The organism is Paraglaciecola aestuariivivens, assembly GCF_052983255.1.
On record NZ_JBRKBA010000004.1, the window covers coordinates 316,036 to 335,464 of the forward strand.

21 protein-coding genes are annotated in these 19,429 nt (G+C 39.5%); 15 read left to right on the forward strand and 6 right to left on the reverse strand.

Translation table 11 applies throughout. From position 1 onward, the window contains the following. The first annotated feature begins 2 nt into the window (after positions 1-2). From rplS to ACVCDT_RS08385, 6 genes are all read left to right on the forward strand, one after another. Positions 3-362, forward strand: coding sequence for a 50S ribosomal protein L19 (gene rplS, locus ACVCDT_RS08360; protein WP_235310684.1), 360 nt, complete (start codon positions 3-5; stop codon positions 360-362). 226 nt (positions 363-588) lie between these two features. Beyond that, entirely contained in the window at positions 589-1,650 is a 1,062-nt protein-coding gene (gene apbC / locus ACVCDT_RS08365; RefSeq protein WP_447132309.1) for an iron-sulfur cluster carrier protein ApbC, read from the forward strand. A 178-nt stretch (positions 1,651-1,828) separates the two neighbouring features. After that, complete coding sequence (locus ACVCDT_RS08370) at positions 1,829-2,404, forward strand: hypothetical protein (RefSeq protein ID WP_447132310.1); 576 nt, start codon at positions 1,829-1,831, stop codon at positions 2,402-2,404. A gap of 1 nt (position 2,405) precedes the next feature. Next, complete coding sequence (locus ACVCDT_RS08375; RefSeq protein WP_447132311.1) at positions 2,406-2,747, forward strand: hypothetical protein; 342 nt, start codon at positions 2,406-2,408, stop codon at positions 2,745-2,747. 116 nt (positions 2,748-2,863) lie between these two features. Continuing rightward, the gene (locus ACVCDT_RS08380) at positions 2,864-3,574 is read left to right on the forward strand and encodes a metallophosphoesterase (protein ID WP_447132312.1); all 711 of its coding nucleotides are present in this window, start codon (positions 2,864-2,866) and stop codon (positions 3,572-3,574) included. 33 nt (positions 3,575-3,607) lie between these two features. Further along, complete coding sequence (locus ACVCDT_RS08385; protein ID WP_447132313.1) at positions 3,608-4,345, forward strand: hypothetical protein; 738 nt, start codon at positions 3,608-3,610, stop codon at positions 4,343-4,345. A gap of 27 nt (positions 4,346-4,372) precedes the next feature. On the opposite strand, the gene ACVCDT_RS08390 is transcribed toward ACVCDT_RS08385, so the two are convergent. After that, positions 4,373-4,813, reverse strand: a complete 441-nt coding sequence (locus ACVCDT_RS08390; RefSeq protein WP_447132314.1) for a hypothetical protein — start codon at positions 4,811-4,813, stop codon at positions 4,373-4,375. A gap of 536 nt (positions 4,814-5,349) precedes the next feature. Between ACVCDT_RS08390 and ACVCDT_RS08395 the strand changes: the two genes are divergently transcribed. Further along, a complete protein-coding gene (locus ACVCDT_RS08395; RefSeq protein ID WP_447132315.1) occupies positions 5,350-6,249 on the forward strand; it encodes a GumC domain-containing protein in 900 nt (299 codons plus the stop codon). 208 nt (positions 6,250-6,457) lie between these two features. On the opposite strand, the gene ACVCDT_RS08400 is transcribed toward ACVCDT_RS08395, so the two are convergent. Both ACVCDT_RS08400 and fdxA read right to left on the reverse strand, forming a co-directional pair. Further along, positions 6,458-7,972, reverse strand: coding sequence for a leucine-rich repeat domain-containing protein (locus tag ACVCDT_RS08400; protein ID WP_447132316.1), 1,515 nt, complete (start codon positions 7,970-7,972; stop codon positions 6,458-6,460). A gap of 256 nt (positions 7,973-8,228) precedes the next feature. Beyond that, the gene (gene fdxA, locus ACVCDT_RS08405) at positions 8,229-8,552 is read right to left on the reverse strand and encodes a ferredoxin FdxA (RefSeq protein ID WP_447132317.1); all 324 of its coding nucleotides are present in this window, start codon (positions 8,550-8,552) and stop codon (positions 8,229-8,231) included. Positions 8,553-8,725: 173 nt separating this feature from the next. On the opposite strand from fdxA, the gene ACVCDT_RS08410 reads away from it, so the two are divergent. The 5 genes from ACVCDT_RS08410 to tyrA all read left to right on the forward strand — a co-directional run bounded on the left by ACVCDT_RS08410 (position 8,726) and on the right by tyrA (position 14,309). Next, complete coding sequence (locus ACVCDT_RS08410) at positions 8,726-10,336, forward strand: NAD(P)/FAD-dependent oxidoreductase (protein WP_447132318.1); 1,611 nt, start codon at positions 8,726-8,728, stop codon at positions 10,334-10,336. 9 nt (positions 10,337-10,345) lie between these two features. After that, positions 10,346-11,269: a 23S rRNA (adenine(1618)-N(6))-methyltransferase RlmF gene (gene rlmF, locus ACVCDT_RS08415; RefSeq protein ID WP_447132319.1), complete on the forward strand. Its 924-nt coding sequence runs from the start codon at positions 10,346-10,348 to the stop codon at positions 11,267-11,269. 2 nt (positions 11,270-11,271) lie between these two features. Continuing rightward, positions 11,272-11,835 (forward strand): sugar O-acetyltransferase, encoded by a 564-nt coding sequence (locus ACVCDT_RS08420; protein WP_447132320.1) that lies wholly within the window; start codon positions 11,272-11,274, stop codon positions 11,833-11,835. A gap of 237 nt (positions 11,836-12,072) precedes the next feature. Then, positions 12,073-13,167 carry a 3-deoxy-7-phosphoheptulonate synthase gene (locus ACVCDT_RS08425; RefSeq protein ID WP_447132321.1) on the forward strand — a complete coding sequence of 365 codons (1,095 nt, stop codon included), beginning with the start codon at positions 12,073-12,075 and terminating at the stop codon, positions 13,165-13,167. A gap of 8 nt (positions 13,168-13,175) precedes the next feature. After that, positions 13,176-14,309, forward strand: a complete 1,134-nt coding sequence (gene tyrA, locus ACVCDT_RS08430) for a bifunctional chorismate mutase/prephenate dehydrogenase (protein WP_447132322.1) — start codon at positions 13,176-13,178, stop codon at positions 14,307-14,309. A 33-nt stretch (positions 14,310-14,342) separates the two neighbouring features. Here tyrA and pheA read toward each other — a convergent pair whose 3' ends face one another. The 3 genes from pheA to yciH form a co-directional block, all read right to left on the reverse strand. After that, positions 14,343-15,524: a prephenate dehydratase gene (pheA, locus tag ACVCDT_RS08435; RefSeq protein ID WP_447132323.1), complete on the reverse strand. Its 1,182-nt coding sequence runs from the start codon at positions 15,522-15,524 to the stop codon at positions 14,343-14,345. Positions 15,525-15,657: 133 nt separating this feature from the next. Further along, positions 15,658-16,458: a response regulator gene (locus tag ACVCDT_RS08440; RefSeq protein WP_447132324.1), complete on the reverse strand. Its 801-nt coding sequence runs from the start codon at positions 16,456-16,458 to the stop codon at positions 15,658-15,660. 32 nt (positions 16,459-16,490) lie between these two features. Further along, positions 16,491-16,811 (reverse strand): stress response translation initiation inhibitor YciH, encoded by a 321-nt coding sequence (yciH, locus tag ACVCDT_RS08445; RefSeq protein WP_447132325.1) that lies wholly within the window; start codon positions 16,809-16,811, stop codon positions 16,491-16,493. Between the two features lie 149 nt (positions 16,812-16,960). Here yciH and ACVCDT_RS08450 point away from each other — a divergent pair, with 149 nt between their 5' ends. From ACVCDT_RS08450 to ACVCDT_RS08460, 3 genes are read left to right on the forward strand one after another with little or no spacing between them, the layout of a single operon-like run. Beyond that, the gene (locus ACVCDT_RS08450; protein ID WP_447132326.1) at positions 16,961-17,266 is read left to right on the forward strand and encodes an STAS domain-containing protein; all 306 of its coding nucleotides are present in this window, start codon (positions 16,961-16,963) and stop codon (positions 17,264-17,266) included. A 15-nt stretch (positions 17,267-17,281) separates the two neighbouring features. Further along, the gene (locus ACVCDT_RS08455; RefSeq protein ID WP_447132327.1) at positions 17,282-18,946 is read left to right on the forward strand and encodes an ATP-binding SpoIIE family protein phosphatase; all 1,665 of its coding nucleotides are present in this window, start codon (positions 17,282-17,284) and stop codon (positions 18,944-18,946) included. An 11-nt stretch (positions 18,947-18,957) separates the two neighbouring features. Continuing rightward, entirely contained in the window at positions 18,958-19,401 is a 444-nt protein-coding gene (locus ACVCDT_RS08460; RefSeq protein WP_447132374.1) for a GNAT family N-acetyltransferase, read from the forward strand. Positions 19,402-19,429: the final 28 nt, after the last annotated feature.

The window sequence follows — 19,429 nt, forward strand, 5'->3', positions numbered from 1 at the left end:
TGATGAGAAAAGTCAATCAAGATATCATCAAGAAAATTGAAGAAGCGCAGCTAAAAACTGACGTTCCAGCATTCGGTGCTGGTGACACAGTTGTTGTGCAAGTACGCGTTAAAGAAGGCGAAAAAGAACGTCTTCAGGCCTACGAAGGCGTAGTAATCGCTAAACGTAACCGTGGCCTACACTCTGCTTTTACAGTTCGTAAGATTTCTAACGGCGAAGGTGTTGAGCGTATATTCCAAACACATAGCCCGGCAATCAGTTCTATTGAAGTGAAACGTCGTGGTGCTGTTCGTCGTGCTAAACTTTACTACTTGCGTGAACGCTCTGGTCGTTCTGCACGTATTAAAGAGAAGCTAGGTTAATTTAATTTTTTGCGTTACCGTTAACTTATAAAAAACCCGCCTTATGGCGGGTTTTTACTTTTTAGCTCTGCTAAAGCTAAATTAATTGAATCATTAAAAATGTTTATTTACCTTGCTTAGTGTAGATATCAGAAAACAGGCTAATTTATTCTGGGTTAAAAACAAAATAGACCACGAATTGAGGTAAGATCAACATAGGTTTTTGGTCTTGCAAGTAAGAGTTAAGATGACAGATATTCAAGCAAAATTAAGTGCTTTATTACGCAGTATACTTCCCAGCTTTTTTCAGAATGTTCAGCAAAGTGCAAAATATATTCAGGTCGAAAACAATCAGCTTCACCTTAGTTTACCTTTTGTTTGTAATAGTTTGTTAGGTGAGCAGGGCAAGTTTAGACAGCAATTAGAAGATTTTGCAAAAGAGCAGCAACTCGAGTTCAATTTGAGTTATGCCTTACCATCAATAAAAGGCCAAGATCCTAAAAAAGTGAAAAATGTGATAGCTGTGGCATCGGGTAAAGGCGGAGTAGGTAAGTCAACAACCGCACTTAATTTAGCCGAAGCATTACAGTTAGAAGGTGCCAAAGTAGGCATTCTTGATGCAGATATTTATGGCCCGTCTTTACCTACATTATTGGGCACTAAAAACGCACAACCACAATCCCCAGACAATAAAAATATGAACCCCATAGTGGTCAATGAAATACAAAGCATGTCTATTGGATACTTGGTGGATGCAGATGCGGCAACTATATGGCGAGGGCCTATGGCCAGTCGCGCATTTCAACAATTGTACAATGAGACCCTTTGGCAAGAATTAGATTACTTGATAGTGGATATGCCTCCAGGCACTGGCGACATTCAATTAACCTTAGCGCAAAACCTGCCAGTGACAGCGGCTTTAATAGTCACTACTCCACAAGATTTAGCCCTTGTCGATGCCATCAAAGGCATAGCTATGTTTAACAAAGTGGAAATTGAGGTGCTAGGCATAGTGGAAAATATGAGTTACCACACTTGCACCAAGTGCGGCCATAAAGAACATATTTTTGGTGATGATGGTGGCAAGCGCATTGCAAGTAAATATCAAACCGAAATGTTAGCGCAACTACCTTTGGATATACAAATAAGGGAAATAGGCGATAGCGGTGGACATTTAATGTTTCATCAAAAGGCCAAGCGCGATATTCAAAAAATTTATTCAGATTTAGCCTGCAAGGTATCTTTTAAGTTAAGTCAGCAAAAAACAGATCCACAACAGATTTCAATAGAAACCATAAGTAGAGGGTAATGTGGGCACCGGTAAAGAATTTCGTGATATTTTCAAAAATACCTTAACCCAAGCTCTCTCCCCACTGAAAAATTGAATATCACATAAGCTATTGATTATATTTATGAAGTATTTTAATTTATCGATTAGTTAAAATCAGAGTAGGGAACAATAAGTGTTTAATGCAATAAAGAGCTTCATGAATACAGTGACGCTTATTATCTTTGGTTTGGGTTTTATCATTGTTGTTATTTATATTCCAATTCAAGCTTGGTACAACTATGGGCAACTCAAAGACGCATTACCCCAAAGCATATATACCGAAGACAACTGGAAAACGTTTGATTTATCTAAAACAAATACTTACAACTATTATCCAATAGAAGAATGCATAGCTGACTCTAATGATTATTTTGGCATGTGTGACGGTTATTTAGATTTTGTGCCAAAAGATTTTGATTTTAATAAATATGATGAGACCTTTAATTGGAATGGTGACGAGATAACCGTTGAACTATCAAAGTCCTTCATTGAATTAGATAAAATAATTCCGGTTGAGATGACTTTTGAATTTACAAAAAACCAATGTGATGACAATGAGTCAGACTCCCAAATTGATCTTATCTTAACAAAGCAGTTTCAACGAGATGAGCTTTCAATATCTTTTTCTGATCAAAGAATTAAAAATTATCAATGTGTTTACCGCTCTGCAAGAGCCATTAAAAGAGAAGTTAACCCTAATGATTTTTATCGTTTTAGAGTAAAGGACAATTGATATGGGAACTTTTTATGCATGGATAATTATTGGTATTGCTGCTGTTGCATTGGTGTTATCTAATTCTGAATACGACTTTGAGTATTATGACGGCACTGTTTTTGTTTATGAAGGAGAAACAAAGCGCGATGTTAGGTTACATACATTAGGCGAAAAAGCCGATCCTTTTGATAAGCAGTATATTTGGTGCAATGTAAGCCAATATCAGATGTCGCAATTTAGCAAGTCACCTGGTAAATATTCAGTTAGTTACACCTACACTCGAGAGTTATTGGGCGAAAAAGCAGAGAGTTATACCTGTCGGGTAAACGAAATTTTAGACTTTAAACCTCATAATAATTAGCCTTAATACGCACTAGCAAAATAAAAAGGGCCACAGACAATGAAATTTCTACTGAAAAAGCAAAGTGTATATTCGTCTGTGCGTCCATTGCTTTTTCTAGTACTAAGAAAACGCTCATGAATTTTCAATCATTTAGTCAAAATAGCAAAGGGCGCGATTTTGTTTGTGCTGATATTCATGGGCACTTTAGCCTGCTTGAGCGTCAACTTAGTGAGGTTAATTTTGAGCCGAGTGAAGATAGACTTTTTAGCTTAGGCGACTTGATTGACCGAGGTGATGGTTCTGCTCAAGTACTAAAATGGTTAGCTTACCCTTGGTTTAATGCCATTCAAGGTAACCACGAGCGAATGCTGATATACGCCGCTGAGTCGGGCAGTGAAGAAGATCGTCTTAACTGGCATTATGCAGGTGGCCAATGGGCGCAGCATCTTACGCAACAACAATTGGTTAGTTACTATGAAGCTGTTGTTGCTTTACCTGTTGCTATTGAAGTGGAAATGTCAGATGGCCAATACTTTGGCTTAGTTCACGCTGACTTGCCTGAACAATGTGATTGGCAGAAAATTAAACAGAGGCTGCTTAACGCACCTAAAGACTTAGAAAGTGATCCGGTCATCAGCGATATGTTTTGGCAACGCCAACAAGCATATTCGTCTGGTGAGCGTGAAAAAAGCATACAGGCTGTCAAGAATATCCATCATGTGTTTCATGGCCACTCAATTATTGAAGAATATCGCACTATAACCAATCGAAGTTTTCTTGATCTCGGTAGTTATCGTACCGGTCGCATAGGGTTAATTGAGCCTGCATTATTTATCGGTAATTAAGGGTATACATCTATCCATGGCAAAGTATTTTAAATGAGTGATGATGTAAAGTTTGGCTGGCACAGTTGGCATGAGGCTGAAGTGGATGCAGAGCAACCACATTTGAAACTCACATATTGTGCTAACGACCAATCTAAGCAAATTGAGGCCGCCATTGTGGGTGAATGGGATACAGGTAAACAGTGTTTTCCTTTTCAACTCACCACAGATGATCCTGAAGCCATAGCACATGCAGTAGAATCTACTAATACTGCGTTTAATCAATACTTAAATTTTGATACCCAAAAGCAGCCGGCTAAAGCATGGGCATATTTTTGCTTTAAGTCACAACAAGATTTTTTTATTGGAAATGTGCAATGGCAATTCATTATCCCAAAGGCGCAAAGTTTTTCTTACCAACTTAACGAAGTGATCCAAGACGACGGTCAAAATTTTGGTTACATCAATTGGTGTGAAGTAAATGAACTAGATACACATAGAGAGCATTTTAAATTGTTTTATGCTGTTGACGGTTCACAATATCAACATGTCGCCACTCTAGGTTACTGGGACTGGAAACTAGAGACATTTCCTGTTCTATTTTTAAGTTCACAACATTGTGTGGTTGCCAAGGTCAAGGAAAACCTAGATTACTACTTAAATACTTTGCCAAGCGAGCGAAACGAAAAGGCCGATACAGACTTTGCTAAAATTTGGATGGAGCTAAAAAAACACAGTGGCTCAACGGCAATTTGGTACCAACAAATATTATGGCGACATTATAAAAAGTAGGCCAAGCATAGCCCCCCTTAATACAGTCTAAGGTGACTGACTGAGCAGCCCCAACGCATTTTTAATGGCTTGCTGATATTGCACCCGGCTAAAGGTTAAGGCTGGAAAGTCTTTGTAACTCCAATACAGACCTTGTTCTTTTTGACTACGATCGTTTCGATATGGGTTACACCAATTCCCCCAACATACATAATCATCAACCAACATCACCTGCCCGGTAACATACCAGCACTCCCATTCACCGCAAGGGCACGCCAGAGGAATAAAATAATTGCCGTTAGCGGTTAAATTTTTCTCAATTGACTTTACATTTAATGCAGGTATGTACGCACCGTTGATACTAGATGAGAATTGCTTCTCGTATTCTACAAACCAATCCAGCAATGGCTTTTGGTCGATTTTCACATCAAAAATTTCACCAAGGGTTGCATGAGGTGTGGTTAATTCTAAAGTTAAAGTGTTTAACATATTATCATTCTAATTATTGTTGAGAGGCTAACTTGGTCAGAGTTTGGCATATTCCTGATGGCGAATAAAAATGCCGCACAAATACCAAACTTAATCAATTAACCAGTTTTCATTGATTAACAAACCTCTAATGTATCCAAATTCAGCCACAACTTAATGTTTTAGCATCGCTAATATTCCAAAATATCTTATTCAAAGGGGCTTTAGCAAGACTTAAAGCAGATGAGAAACATACCAGCTTAAAATTCCATATCGAGAGGGTGTTGCACAGATTTTATTCTGTTTCATGGCTCAGTTCGGCAAGCTCGCCACCACTAGAGATATGCAAAAGTTATTATCACACCTAGGTAAACAGGCATCATCTACATTCCTACAAGATCCTTACCACTTAATTTCAGCGCAGCTTGGTGCGCATTGATTACAACGGGGTTAGCGTTTATTCTGCATAAATTTAATTCAAATAACAGACAACTATTAATCTCGGTATTTAATGTTATTAGTCAATGTATTTACTGATTTGAAAAAGTGTTGGCAAAGTGAATGCAGGGAAAAGTGCAGAGATGTCGGGAGCAACTGAAGTGGCTAATAAAGATGGTTTATTTATAAATATACGTTGGCGCAAATACAAAATAGGCGCAATAGCATACTTAATCATTATGATCCTAATTATGCTGAGCGCGTCCTTTTTTCCCCAGCGATATATATCTAGCACTAGCATTGATGTCAGGGATAATCATACGCTCAAGGCACTAATAGGGTCGCCTATGCTAGATAAATCAACAGAGAGCACTCTAATCATGTTGCAAAGTGCTATTTTGTCTCCCTATATTTTGCGTAAAGTGTTGTTCAACAACGAGTTGTTGTCTGAGGACAGTATGACCCATGAAGTTGATACTATGCTGGCAAAAGTAAAAGAACGAGTCCGTGTTACTGTGGTTGAGGAAAACTTATATCAGCTTGAATATAGTGACTCGCTGCCTAATCGAGCGCAATCTATCTTATCTGACATGACTCATCAGCTTATTAACATTATCAACAAGGATCGAATCAAGGAAGCTAAAGTTGCAGTTGATTCTATTGAAAAAATGATACGAGAAGAACAAGTAATCGCTGATAATCAAAAACAAGCACCTAGTTCACTTAGTGAGGAAAAAGCCACGGCAATCGAGATAGCTAATGAACGTGGCCACCAAATACGCTTGGCTAGAGACAATCTTTTGCTAAATAGCCATAAGGAAGCCTTAATTGCGTTAGTCAAAGCACAGGATCCTGAGCAAGCAATTTTGCGTTTGAACAAGCCCGCAAACTTACCTCAAAAACCGACAGGATTAAGTCATAAGAAAATCTATTTTGCGGCGCCATTGATATCAGCCTTTTTGGTATTAATCGCTTGGGTAAGCTTGAGAATAGTCAGAAGAAATAAACCCCGAGATTAAAGCTTAGTCGCCCATGTTATTCGATTTTTTATGGTCAATAACAATTAGACCTGAGTGTTGTTTAGCAATGAATTAAGTAAAAAAAAGCTCGGTGTTTCAGTCAGTTTGTGCAAAATAAACACGCTAAAACTGGGGCGAAAACCTCAATTCAAAAATTTGTTAATGAGCCCAAAGGATAAAACTTAGGTAACACCAAGTGATGATAGGACTAATTTAAATCGTGTCTCGTCCCGTTACCTGGCACTACCTCATCCTCATCCATTTCACGTAACAAGAGCTGTATACGGAAAACACTATCGAAATATTGTGGAGGAATATCGAGAATGGGGTTGTTTCGACAGTCCAACTCACGTAAATCGTCTAGGTTTTTGATGGGAGCTAGCGTAGACACTTGGTTATGGGCACAATTGAGTATTTCTAAGTAAGGTAAATGCGCAATAGCCTCGAGTGAATCTATTGCGTTATAGGCACAATTGAGTACTTCCAAAAAACTCAAATCGGCTATTGATTTTAGTGATGTGACTTGATTGTGCGCGCAATCCAATGCATGTAGTTTAGTCAGGTAATGAACACCATCTAAAGAGGTGAGAAGATTATTTGCGCAATACAAGTCCGATAGTTGAGATAAATTTTCAATACCTTGGAGCGTGGTTAATTGATTGGCAGAACAAAACAATACTTCAAGATTGGTCAGTTTTTCGATGCCTTGCAGTGTGGTTAGCTGATTATCCGTACAATACAAACCTCGCAAGAGGGATAAGCCTTGAATACCTTGCAATGTGGTCAATTGGTTTTGACTGCAATCTAAATTGCGAAGCTCATGAAAGTTTTCAATACCGTCCAGAGTGAACAATTTGTTGTTGGCACAAGAAAGATAATTAAGTTGCTTGAGTGTCTCTGTGCCGGCCAATGAGGTTAATTGGTTGTGATTGCACTCTAAAAACACCAGTGCGGTTAAATCGTGCAGGCCTTCAAGCTTAGATAGAGGGTTATTCGAACAATTAAGTGTCCTTAATTGAGTGAGCCCAGCAATGCCAATAAGGGAAGTCAGTTGATTGTTCGAGCAATTCAACCTCAGCAACTCACTAAGGCTTTGCAAATCTTGCAAGCTGGTTAATTCGTTACCAGAACAATTGAGCTCAGTAAGATTAATGAGGTTTGTAATGCCCTTTAATGTCGCTAAGCGGTTGCTTGAGCAGTCAAGGTTTTTCAACATCAATAAATCGCCAATAACTGATAATGATTCCAGCTGGATATTGGCGCAATTTAGACGTAAAAGTTCGTTGAGTGAAACAAGGCTGTCAATATTGACTATTTTATTCTCTGCGCAGTTAAGCACGCGCATTTGATTGCAGTTTTCGATGCCATCAAGAGACTCAATTTGGTTATGAGAACAATCCAAAATCATAAGCTGGGGTAAATTTTGGATGCCGTCTAGTGTTGTGAGTTGGTTTTTAGAACAATCTAATGCCCCTAGTTTGACCTGTTTTTTCAACTCACTGAGAGAAGTCAATTGATTGCCAGAACAATTTAAATTAGTCAACTTAGTCAGGTTTTCGATACCTTTAAGAGACTTCAACTGATTGTCCGAACAGTTCAGTAGCCACAGTTGAGACAGCTGATTTATTTCCTCTGGTAGCTTAGAAAGACCTAACCCCTCTAGATCGAGCTCGCTGTCACCATCTCGTTTACAGATGGCAATCCTACTGATGGCTTCTTCCATGTGCATACTGGAATTCCTAGGTATTAATTTTTTGGATTATCATAGCGTCAGGTGATCGCAAATTCTAGTAAAAGCCGATGCCACCTGTTTTGCAATTAGGCTTTTTTACAAACAAAAGCGCTCAAGGTAATGGTCTAGTATAGTCGGTACGATATATCTTCCTTTCAGTGAAAGGCTCTTTACTATCAAAGCTAAGACAATGAATGGCCCAAAGTGGTTTTTGCTCTTTAACCTAGAGAATCCCAGAGTTTCTATTTTATTTAATGAGTAAAGGTAATTTGTTCTCAACCCCCAGCCATTCATCAGCATCGGTTGGGGCGGGTTTTAACTCAGTAATATTGGGCCAAACTTCGGCTAATTCAGCGTTAATTTGTAAATAGTGCTGCTGATTTTTGGGCAGTTGAGTGTCTTGATAGATAGCTTCAGCGGGGCATTCTGGAACACACAAGCCACAATCGATGCAAATATCAGGATGGATGACTAAAAAGTTTTCTCCTTCGTAAAAGGCATCGACTGGGCACACAGGTACGCAGTCGGTAAATTTACATTTGATGCAATTATCGCCAACAACAAAGGTCATAGCTTAAGAGCCTATTTAAAAGAATGATTGAAGGCAGGATCATAATCTAGCAGCACAAAAAAACAAGCCAAATCCCCTGACTTATTTACCTATGCTAATGGAGCCAACTAACATAAAATACGCAGCTCAGCCTATTATTGGTGCTTTAAATTGGTTCGATCTTTGGAAACTATATGTTGCGTATAAACGAAATTAAATTGCCGCTTAATCACGAAGAGCAAGCGTTATCTCAGGCTATTTTACAAAAGCTACAAATACCTGCCTCACAATTGCAGTCTTTTAAGGTATTTAAACGCGCTTATGACGCTCGCAACAAAGCCGATATTTTGTTGATTTATACCCTAGATGTTGAGGTGCTCGAGCCTGAATTATTATTAACTAAGTTTGCCAAAGATCCCCATGTGCGTAAAACCCCCGACATGACCTATAAATTTGTGGCGAAGGCACCAGACAATCTCACGCAGCGCCCTGTGGTAGTTGGGCTCGGGCCTTGTGGTTTATTTGCTGCATTAATATTGGCACAAATGGGTTTCAAACCTATAGTGCTTGAGCGCGGTAAAGCTGTGCGTGAACGCACCAAAGACGTATTTGGATTTTGGCGTAAACAACCATTAAATACCGAATCTAACGTGCAATTTGGTGAAGGGGGAGCCGGCACCTTTTCTGACGGTAAACTCTATAGTCAAATCAAAGATCGTAAACATTATGGGCGTAAGGTATTGCAAGAATTTGTAGATGCGGGCGCCCCAGAAGAAATTTTATACGTTAGTAAACCTCATATTGGTACCTTTAAACTGGTGAATATGGTGGAAAAAATGCGTGCGCAAATTATCCAGCTTGGGGGCGAAATACGTTTTAGTACTAAAGTTGAAAATTTGGCCATTGAAGAAGGGCAACTTCAAGGTTTGCATTTGAACGATGGGCAATTTCTTCCCTGTCAGCATGCTATTTTAGCTGTCGGGCACAGTGCCAGAGATACCTTTGAAATGCTGTATGAACAAGGCGTTTATGTAGAAGCCAAACCATTCTCCATAGGGTTTAGAATAGAGCACGAACAATCCATGATAGATGCCTGTCGATTTGGCGAAAACGCCGGTCACCCCATATTAGGGGCCGCCGACTATAAACTGGTTCATCACTGTAAAAACGGGCGCTCTGTGTATAGTTTTTGTATGTGCCCAGGTGGCACAGTGGTAGCCGCAGCGTCTGAAAGTGGGAGAGTGGTAACTAATGGTATGAGTCAATACTCTAGGCACGAGCGTAATGCCAATAGTGCCATAGTGGTAGGCATCACCCCTGAACAAGATTATCCAGAGCATCCTTTAGCAGGTATCGCCTTACAGCGTCAACTTGAAGAGCTGGCGTTTAAAATAGGTGGCGAAAACTACCATGCACCAGCTCAATTAATTGGTGATTTTTTACAAGGTAAGTCAAGTGAAGAGCTTGGTGAAGTTAAACCCTCTTATACGCCAGGCGTGACCCTGACAGATTTAGCCAAAGTGGTGCCAGATTATGTTACTCAAGCTATTCGTGAAGCCATTCCAGCTTTTGATAGACAAATAAAAGGCTTTGCCAAAAAAGACGGATTATTAACTGGGGTCGAAACTCGTACCTCGTCGCCTGTTTGTATTAAACGCGGAAAAGACTTCAACAGTATTAATACCAGAGGTTTATATCCTGCCGGAGAAGGTGCCGGATATGCAGGGGGAATATGGTCGGCAGGCATTGACGGTATTAAAGTCGCCGAGGCATTGGCCTTAGACATGCTTGCAAGCACTCAGTAGGGTGGGATTTTGAATTTAAAACATCCTAGAAACTTACATCAGCAGCGTTACCCGATAAATGAGTTAATAAAGAGTTATGCGCCTTTACGGCCTTTTGTGGTGGTTAAGCCTGATGGTGAAGCCACTATTAACTTTGCCGAGCCACAAGCAGTTAAAGCCTTAAATGCAGCTTTGTTAGCGCATTATTACCAAATAAAGATGTGGGATATTCCCCCAGGCTATCTTTGCCCTCCAGTGCCAGGTAGAGCGGATTATGTGCATCACTTAGCAGATTTATTGGCATCTGAGCATCAAGGGCAAATTCCAACAGGCAAAAGCATAAAAGGATTAGATATTGGGGTAGGGGCCAATATGATTTACCCCATCATTGCCAACCGCAGTTATGGTTGGAGAATGATAGGCACTGACATTGATCCTATTGCAGTTAATACTGCTAAGCAGATCATTAAAAGAAATGCGGTATTAGATGGGCAGATTAATATTAGGCTGCAAAGCAATAAGTCGGATATATTTACCGGAGTAATACAAGACAACGAACAATTCGATTTTTGTATGTGTAATCCACCTTTTCATCAATCGGCTCAAGATGCTCAACAAGGAACCGCTCGAAAACATCACAACCTAAAGCGTAATAAAATAAAAAGAGGCGCACATAGCCCTAACCACAAACAAGATACAGGGTTAAATTTTGCTGGAAAAAATAATGAGTTGTGGTGTGATGGCGGCGAGCTTAAATTTATTCAAACTATGATCCAGCAAAGCGCTCAGTATGCTAAGCAAGTAGGTTGGTTTACTAGCTTAGTCTCTAAAAAAGCCCACTTAGCGCAAATCTATCTAGCATTAAAGCAGCAACCTGTTACCCAAGTAAAAACCATAGACATGGGTCAAGGCCAAAAAATTAGCCGATTTGTGGCATGGCGATATGAAAGATAAAAATGAACAATTTAACTGAAAAACAAAAAATGTTAGCTGGCCAAGCGTTTTTTCCTAGTGACAAAACCTTGCAGCAAGAACGGGCGCATGCCAAACGTTTATGTCAAGCCTTTAACCGAACAGATATTGACGATCGAAAAGCCGCACGAAAAATTATCAAGGCCTTGTTTGGGCGATGTGCTGGAGCATGGATAGAGCCAGATTTTTATTGTGATTATGGTTACAACATTCAAGTCGGTAAAAACTTCTATGCTAATCACGGAGTGGTTATATTAGATGCAGCGCCAGTAATATTTGGGCAAAACGTGATGTTAGCGCCAGGGGTACTTATCTCTACCTCCAGTCATCCTTTAGATTCCTTACTCAGGCAAAAAGGCTTAGAAACAGCCAAGCCTATCACTGTGGGTGACAACGTATGGATTGGTATGGGAGCAAAAGTGTTAGACGGAGTCGTTATAGGCAATAACGCTGTGATAGCCGCAGGTGCAGTGGTCAATAAAGACGTTCCTGCCAATACTGTTGTGGCTGGGGTGCCAGCTAAAGTAATTAAACACCTAGATGTGTGAGGCCATTTACAAAAGCAACTGTTGTTTGAAAAACCACCAAGTGGCTGAATATTGAAAATTAACACTTGTTGTTAATTTTGAATGCTGTTAAAAAGTCAAGCTTGCTTCTAGTGTTAGGCTTAGTGCTGGTGTAATAAATTCGTTACATTATGTTGGGGTTAATGGGAGAACGACAAGTTAGGGATCAAGTGAAATTCAGATTCGAGGCTATTTTAAATTAAAACTAAGAGTTAAATCATGTTACGCGACAGTATCAACAACATTAATATTTCTTCAGAAAAAGTATTAGTTACCCCACAGGCGTTAAAAGAAGAGTTACCCGTAAGTGAATCAGCATTAAAAATCATTCAGACTTCTCGGCAGGTTATCAGTGATATTTTACAGCGCAAAGATCACAGGTTTTTAGTGATATGTGGGCCTTGTTCTATTCATGATATAGACGCAGCTAAAGAATATGCGTTAAAACTTAAAGAGTTACATGAAAGCTGCAAAGACACCCTTTACATTGTGATGCGAGTTTATTTCGAAAAACCACGTACCACAGTAGGCTGGAAAGGCTTAATTAACGATCCTCATCTAAACGATACCTTTGATATAGAAACAGGCTTGCGCAAAGCGCGCGAGCTGCTTATTTGGTTAGCTGAGCTGGAAATACCGGTAGCAACCGAAGCCTTAGATCCTATTAGCCCGCAGTATCTAGCCGAATTATTTAGTTGGTCTGCAATTGGTGCGCGTACCTCAGAATCACAAACCCATCGTGAGATGGCGAGTGGTTTGTCTATGCCTGTTGGTTTTAAAAATGGCACAGATGGCAGTTTAGATATTGCCATAAATGCTTTGCAATCGGCAGCTTCTGGGCATAGTTTTATGGGAATAAACAGCGATGGTCAGGTGAGCGTGATCACCACTCAAGGCAACCCAGATGGGCATATTATTTTACGTGGTGGCAAACAACCAAACTACGACTCGGTGTGTGTATCCGATTGTGAGACTGAATTACAAAATGCAGGCTTAACGCCAAATTTAGTGATTGATTGTAGCCATGCTAATTCTAGTAAAGACTTTCGTCGTCAACCTCTGGTGGCGCAAAATGTGGTCAATCAAATTCTAGAAGGCAATCAATCTATTATTGGCATAATGTTAGAAAGCCATTTAAAAGACGGCAATCAATCTAACAAAGGTAAAACCCCAGCTGAGTTGCAATATGGGGTATCAATTACAGATGGCTGTATAGATTGGAAAACCACAGATGACCTAATTAATCATATGCGGGACAAACTAATCACTGTGCTTCCCATGCGTTTAAATAAAAGAAATGATCCAGAAAATTAGGACAGCTCATGGCTTTAAGAACTGAACAACTGGCGCAGCTAAGGACGCAAATTGACGATATTGATAGTCAGTTGGTAACTTTGTTAGCAAAACGCGCAGAAGTTACTGCGAAAGTTGGCCAGTATAAAAGTCAGGTAGGTATGCCTATTTATGTGCCAGAAAGAGAAGCGGAATTGATCGCTAAAAAGCGATCTGAAGCAGAAGCCCAAAAGGTTTCTCCCGCTTTAATTGAGGACTTGTTGCGGCGTATTATGCGTGAGTCTTATCATACCCAAAATGTTAAATACCTATGTACCAACCCACAAATTAAAAAAGTGGTTGTAGTAGGGGGCGCGGGGGCCTTAGGTCGAGTATTTGTAGATATGTTTAGCCGCAGTGGTTATCAAGTGGCCATACTAGAACAAAACGATTGGCCTCAAGCTCAAGCTATATTGGCGGATGCAGGCTTAGTTTTAGTGGCGGTTCCTATAGCTTTAACAGAGCAGATCATTGCGCAGTTAAACCAATTGCCAGAAGATTGTATCTTAGCTGATATTACTAGTACTAAACAAAAGCCATTAGCTTCTATGCTGGCGGTACATTCAGGTGCAGTGGTTGGATTACACCCCATGTTTGGTCCAGATGTGCCAAGTTTAGTTAAGCAAGTTGTTGTTGTATGTCATGGTAGGCAAGCTGAAAAGTATCAATGGTTGCTTGAGCAAATGCGAATTTGGGGGGCAGTGCTAGAGCAGTCTGACGCCAAAGAACATGATGATGCCATGGTATTTATTCAAGTCATGCGGCATTTTTGTAGTTTTGTATTTGGTGCCCATTTAGCCAATGAAAACCCAGATTTAAGCCAACTTATTTCGTTAAGTTCGCCTATCTATCGCTTAGAGCTGGCTATGGTAGGTAGGTTGTTTGCTCAAGATCCTAAACTTTACGCAGACATAATTTTCGACAATAAAGACAGTTTGGCTATGTTAAAGGCGTTTCAACTCAATTTTAATCAAGCACTTAAGATGCTTGAACAAAATAATAAAACTGAATTTATTCAGGCGTTTAATAATATTGCGGCTTGGTTTGGTGACTATGCTCAAGAATCTTTGTTAAGCAGTAAACAATTATTATTAAAAGCTGATGATGATCGTATTTTGCGTTAAATAAATTGGGGATAAGTTAGTATCCCCAATATTCTATTCTGTTAAGGCACTTACAGCGGCAACTTTGGTTGGATTAATATCTTCACTCGGGTAACAACCTAACACTTTAAAATATTTGGTCATAGCGCGTAATGTGTCTAGGGTATTTTGCATTGGTCCATCTTGCACATTGCCTTCAACATCTAAATAAAACATCTCTTCCCAAGGATTACCATTAATAGGTCGAGACTCCAGCTTAGTCATATTTATATTGTTGTCTCTAAGCACCATTAAAGCTTCAACTAAGGCTCCAGGTTTTTGAACAGTAGACATCACTAAAGTGGTTTTAGCTGGCACTTGTAAAGGCACCCGTGCGCTATCCCGAGCTACCACTAAAAAGCGGCTGTGGTTTTCTTTTTGATTAGCTAGATTAGATTGGATGGCGTGTAAACCATAAAGTTTACCTCCACTTTCACTACCCATAGCCGCCACACTATCTGATTTTAATTCAGCCACTTTTAACATTGCCGCAGACGTACTATCGCAGGGTTTAACCTCAACATTGCCTAGTTCCGCCAAAAAGTGGCTGCACTGGGCAAATACTTGGGGGTGGGCGTACAAGGTTTTTATTTTGCGTAATTCGGTTTCGGCAGCCACCAAAAGTGCATGTTTAATAGGGTGGGTCAGTTCACCTACTATAGATAAATGGGTATGCTGTAATTGGTCATATACTTCGTTAATACTACCAGATGAGGTGTTCTCTATTGGTAGCACAGCGTAATCGGCTTCGTTGGTTTCGACTTTTTTAATGATTTCAGCAAAACTCTGACAACCAATTTCAAACACTTCGCCTGGCCTACGAGAAAAGTATTTTTGTGTGGCTAAGTAGCTGTAAGAGCCTTTATCCCCTAAAAAGGCCACTCGATTTAATGGCAAGTTACTATCAGGGTTGGCTCTGGCAGCCAGTAAAGCTTGCTGATTTAACACTGAATCTTCAATGATAACGTGAAAAAGCTGAGTAACATAATGTGGATCTAATCCAAGCTTTTGCCCTTCTTTAATTAAACGAATTAACAGTTGTTCTTCACGTTTTTGGTCGCGTACGGGAATTTTATTTTTAATTTTAGTTTCAGCTACCTGATTGGTAAAACTTTGTCTTTGCGCTAATAAAGCCAACAACTGAGTATCTAACTCAGTTATTTTGACTCTCAACTCGGATAATTCTGGTACTGACATTATGCCTCACTTTTGCTGGTTCAAATGGCTAGCTCCATAGCGCTAGTAGCCTAACTTTAGTCGGCAACTTTGAAACTGTGAAATAATCTTTCTGACTTTTATTGAGCAATATCGCCTAATAAAGGTTTTTGGCTTATTCACCTAACAAGGAGACTAATAATTTTCGTACTTCTTTGACTTCAAAGGGTTTATCACAAAGCGCATTGACACCTGTTTGATGTATATTGGCCATGTGCAAACTTGAAGAAGATTCACTGGTTACCATAATTATAGGAATATGGGCTGTTTCAGGATTAAAACGAATAAACTCGGATAATTCTCTGCCGTCCATCTCTGGCATATTGTAATCTGTGACCACCAGATCAAAAGTATTATCTTTTAAAAGTGTAAGGGCTTGAGCGCCGTTTTCAGCCTCAAGAATTTTTTGTAAGCCTAAGCCTTTTAATACTCGACCTATGTGATTACGAGCCAAAGTGCTGTCGTCCACTAATAGAACTCTTACCTCTTCAATATCAAATAACTCTAACTCCACTTCATCGTTATTAATTAGATCAAGTGTGGCTTTTAACGCGCTAGATAAACTGTCTGGAGTAAAGGGCTTAGGCAAAATGGCGGCTACCCCTGATTGTTTAAACTCTTCTAGTTTGCATATACGGTTTTCACTAGATACCAACATAAATGGAATGGCAGCCAAGGCAGCCTGATGTTTCATTTTTTTGATCAGGTCTAGCCCGGTTCCATCCTCAAAATACATAGCGCTGACAACTAAGTCAGGGGTGTTTTTGGCTATAGCGACTAATGCCTGTTCCACATTACCTACTGCTTCAACTTGTTTGATGTCTGCAGCTTCCAGTTGCTTGGTAATGATTTTACGTTGAGTATCTGAAGGTTCGACTAATATAATACTTACTTCAGATAGTGTGATGTGCTGCATGCTTGTTCCTCGGTAAAATTGGCTACAGGCTGTTAACCGCCCGCCAATTTCACATTATGGCCTAGTTGTTCAAGAGTTGCTTTGATTTTATCTCTGTTATCACCTTGGATTTCAATAATGCCGTCTTTTACTGCACCACCTGTTCCACACATCTTTTTTAGTTTGCTGCATAGTGCTTTTAGCTCTTGATCTGCTAACTCTAACCCGCTTATGGTCGTCATACCTTTGCCTTTTCTGCCTTTAGTCTCTCGACGAATTCGGACTATTCCATCTGATTTAGTTAGAGTTTTAGGGGCAGGTTCCGGACGAATTCGCCCCAAATCTGTGCTGTACACTAGTTTATCGTTGCTCATATATTTACTATTCTTAATGCTAACTCGATAGAACTGGTATTCTATTAAAAAAAAAACATTGTGAGTAGGCAAAAACACTAAACTGTTATTTAATATCGATATGTGTCAACAAAGTGCTAGACTAGCTACTTGTTAATAGGGAGAAACCCGTGAGTTTAGAAAGACAGTTTTCTGAAGATGGTTCACAATTAACCATTTACCTCGAAGAAAAATTCGACTTTGGCAAAGTTCAAGACTTTAGACTTGCATATACAGAAGGCACAGATAGTGTCACCTCTATAATTATTGACCTACGTAAAACCGAATACATGGATAGTTCTGCACTAGGTATGTTACTTAACATGCATAAAAGCATGAGTGATAAAGTGACTAAATTTACAATTAGTCATTGCCGCCCGCAAGTGCTTAAGATTTTACAGATTGCGCGTTTTGGCAAAAAATTCGACATTGAATAACTAGTCGTACTCATCATGCGAATTCTGGTAGTTGATGACGATACCCTCAATCGCTTTTTGCTTATTCATATGCTCGAACAACAGGGCTACCTGGATACCTTTGAGGCAGAAAATGGCGCAGAAGCAATAGAGTTAGTTAAGCGAATTAAACCTGATTTGATTTTGCTCGATATTGTTATGCCAGAAGTCAATGGTTTTGAAGTGGCCAGTGCAGTGAAAAAAATAGCAGGTAGCATTTATTTACCTATTATTTTTATGACTGCATTTGAAGAAGAAGAAACCCTGGCAAGGTGTTTAGAGGTAGGGGGCGACGACTTTGTTGCTAAGCCTTTTGATAAAGTCATTTTAGCCGCAAAAATTCGAGCGCACGCAAGAACCCGTTTATTAAGTAAAAAAGCCCACGAACAAAACAAACAATTATCTTTTTATCGTAATTCTATTGAGCGCGAGCATAAAATTGTTGAGCACATTTTTGCTAACGCCCTTTCTATTAATCAATCTTATACCCAATACCTAGATTATTGCCTCAACCCCGCCAGTGATTTTAACGGCGATTTGTTTTTGGCTAATGCTAGCCCCACTGGCGGACTGTATTTTTTAATAGGTGACTTTACTGGTCATGGTTTAGCTTCTGCCATAGGCGCATTGCCAGTTTCGCAAACCTTTTTAACTATGTCTAAAAAAGGCCTTTCTTTGATGGAAATGGCCGAAACCATTAATCAAACATTACTGATGCTACTGCCAGACGATATGTTTTTTGCTGCAGCTTTAGTGGAAATTAATTCCGCGGGAAACAAAATTGATGTGTGGAATGGGGGGATGCCAAACCTATTAATTCAAAATCAACAAGGCCAAATTGTTAAACGTTTTATTTCGCGGCATATGTCTCTAGGTATTTTAGAAAAACATGAGTTTGAAGCTGAAGTTGAACGTTACGAAATGCGCAAAGGCGAACGTTTAATAGCCTTTAGCGACGGTTTAGTAGAAATTGAAAATCCCGAAAATCAGATGTTAGGCGAGCATGGGGTAGAGCAATGGTTAAATCAACAACCTGAAATCAACGTTGAAGGGGTCATTAAAAAAACTGAAGAGTTTTTGGCGGGCCGAGAGCGTAAAGATGATGTGACTATGGTGATCTTCAATAGTCAGGAATTAGGCACTATAGCTAATACTAATACCATTTCAAAAGTGCCTTTTAAAATAGTATTAGATTTAGATGCCGAACAAATTAAGTCTTCTGACCCTATAGTAGAGCTAGTTAAACTTATTACTAATCATTTAGGTATATATGGTAGTCATTCAGAGCTGTTTACTGTTTTGGGTGAGTTATACAATAATGCATTGGAACATGGGGTGTTAAAATTAGATTCTGAGCTTAAACAATCTGATGAAGGCTTTTTTGCCTACTTTACTCAAAGAGAAAAAAGGCTAGCAGAATTAGAAGATGCACAAATAGTGATTAGCACAGAATTTAGTCCTAATAGTCCAATGTTAAAAATTCAAGTGAAAGATTCAGGTGCTGGATTTAAACAATTACAAGTGGATAAACTCGAAAATAATATTGAAAAGTGTTACGGCCGAGGGATTTCACTGGTTCAGGAGTTATGTCAGTCAGTGCAGTACAGTCACAATGGCAATACAGTTGATGTAGAATTTGATATTCAGTCTAGGAGTAAGTAGTAACAATGAATATTGCAATTAGAGTGGCACAAGAACAAGATTTGGCGTCTTTGGTGTCTTTTAACCAATTAATGGCGCAAGAAACCGAAAATAAAAGCTTAGATGAGAGCATTCTGTCACAAGGGGTGGCCAGTTTAATTAAAGACAAAAGCAAAGGCTATTATTTAGTCGCCGAAGTCAATGGCCAGGTAGTAGGCAGTTTAATGGTCACCACAGAGTGGAGTGATTGGCGAAATGCGGTTTTTTGGTGGATCCAAAGCGTTTATGTGGTACCTGAGTATCGAAGGAAAGGCGTATACGCCAAACTTTATACTCAAGTTAAGGCCTTGGCTGAGCAACAAAAAGACGTGTGCGGCTTTCGCTTGTACGTAGAAAAAGACAACCTAATCGCACAAAAAACTTATCATTCTCTTGGTATGCACGAAAGTCACTATTTAATGTTTGAAGAAGAATAATTGCTATTGAGAATAATTCTCAATTAGA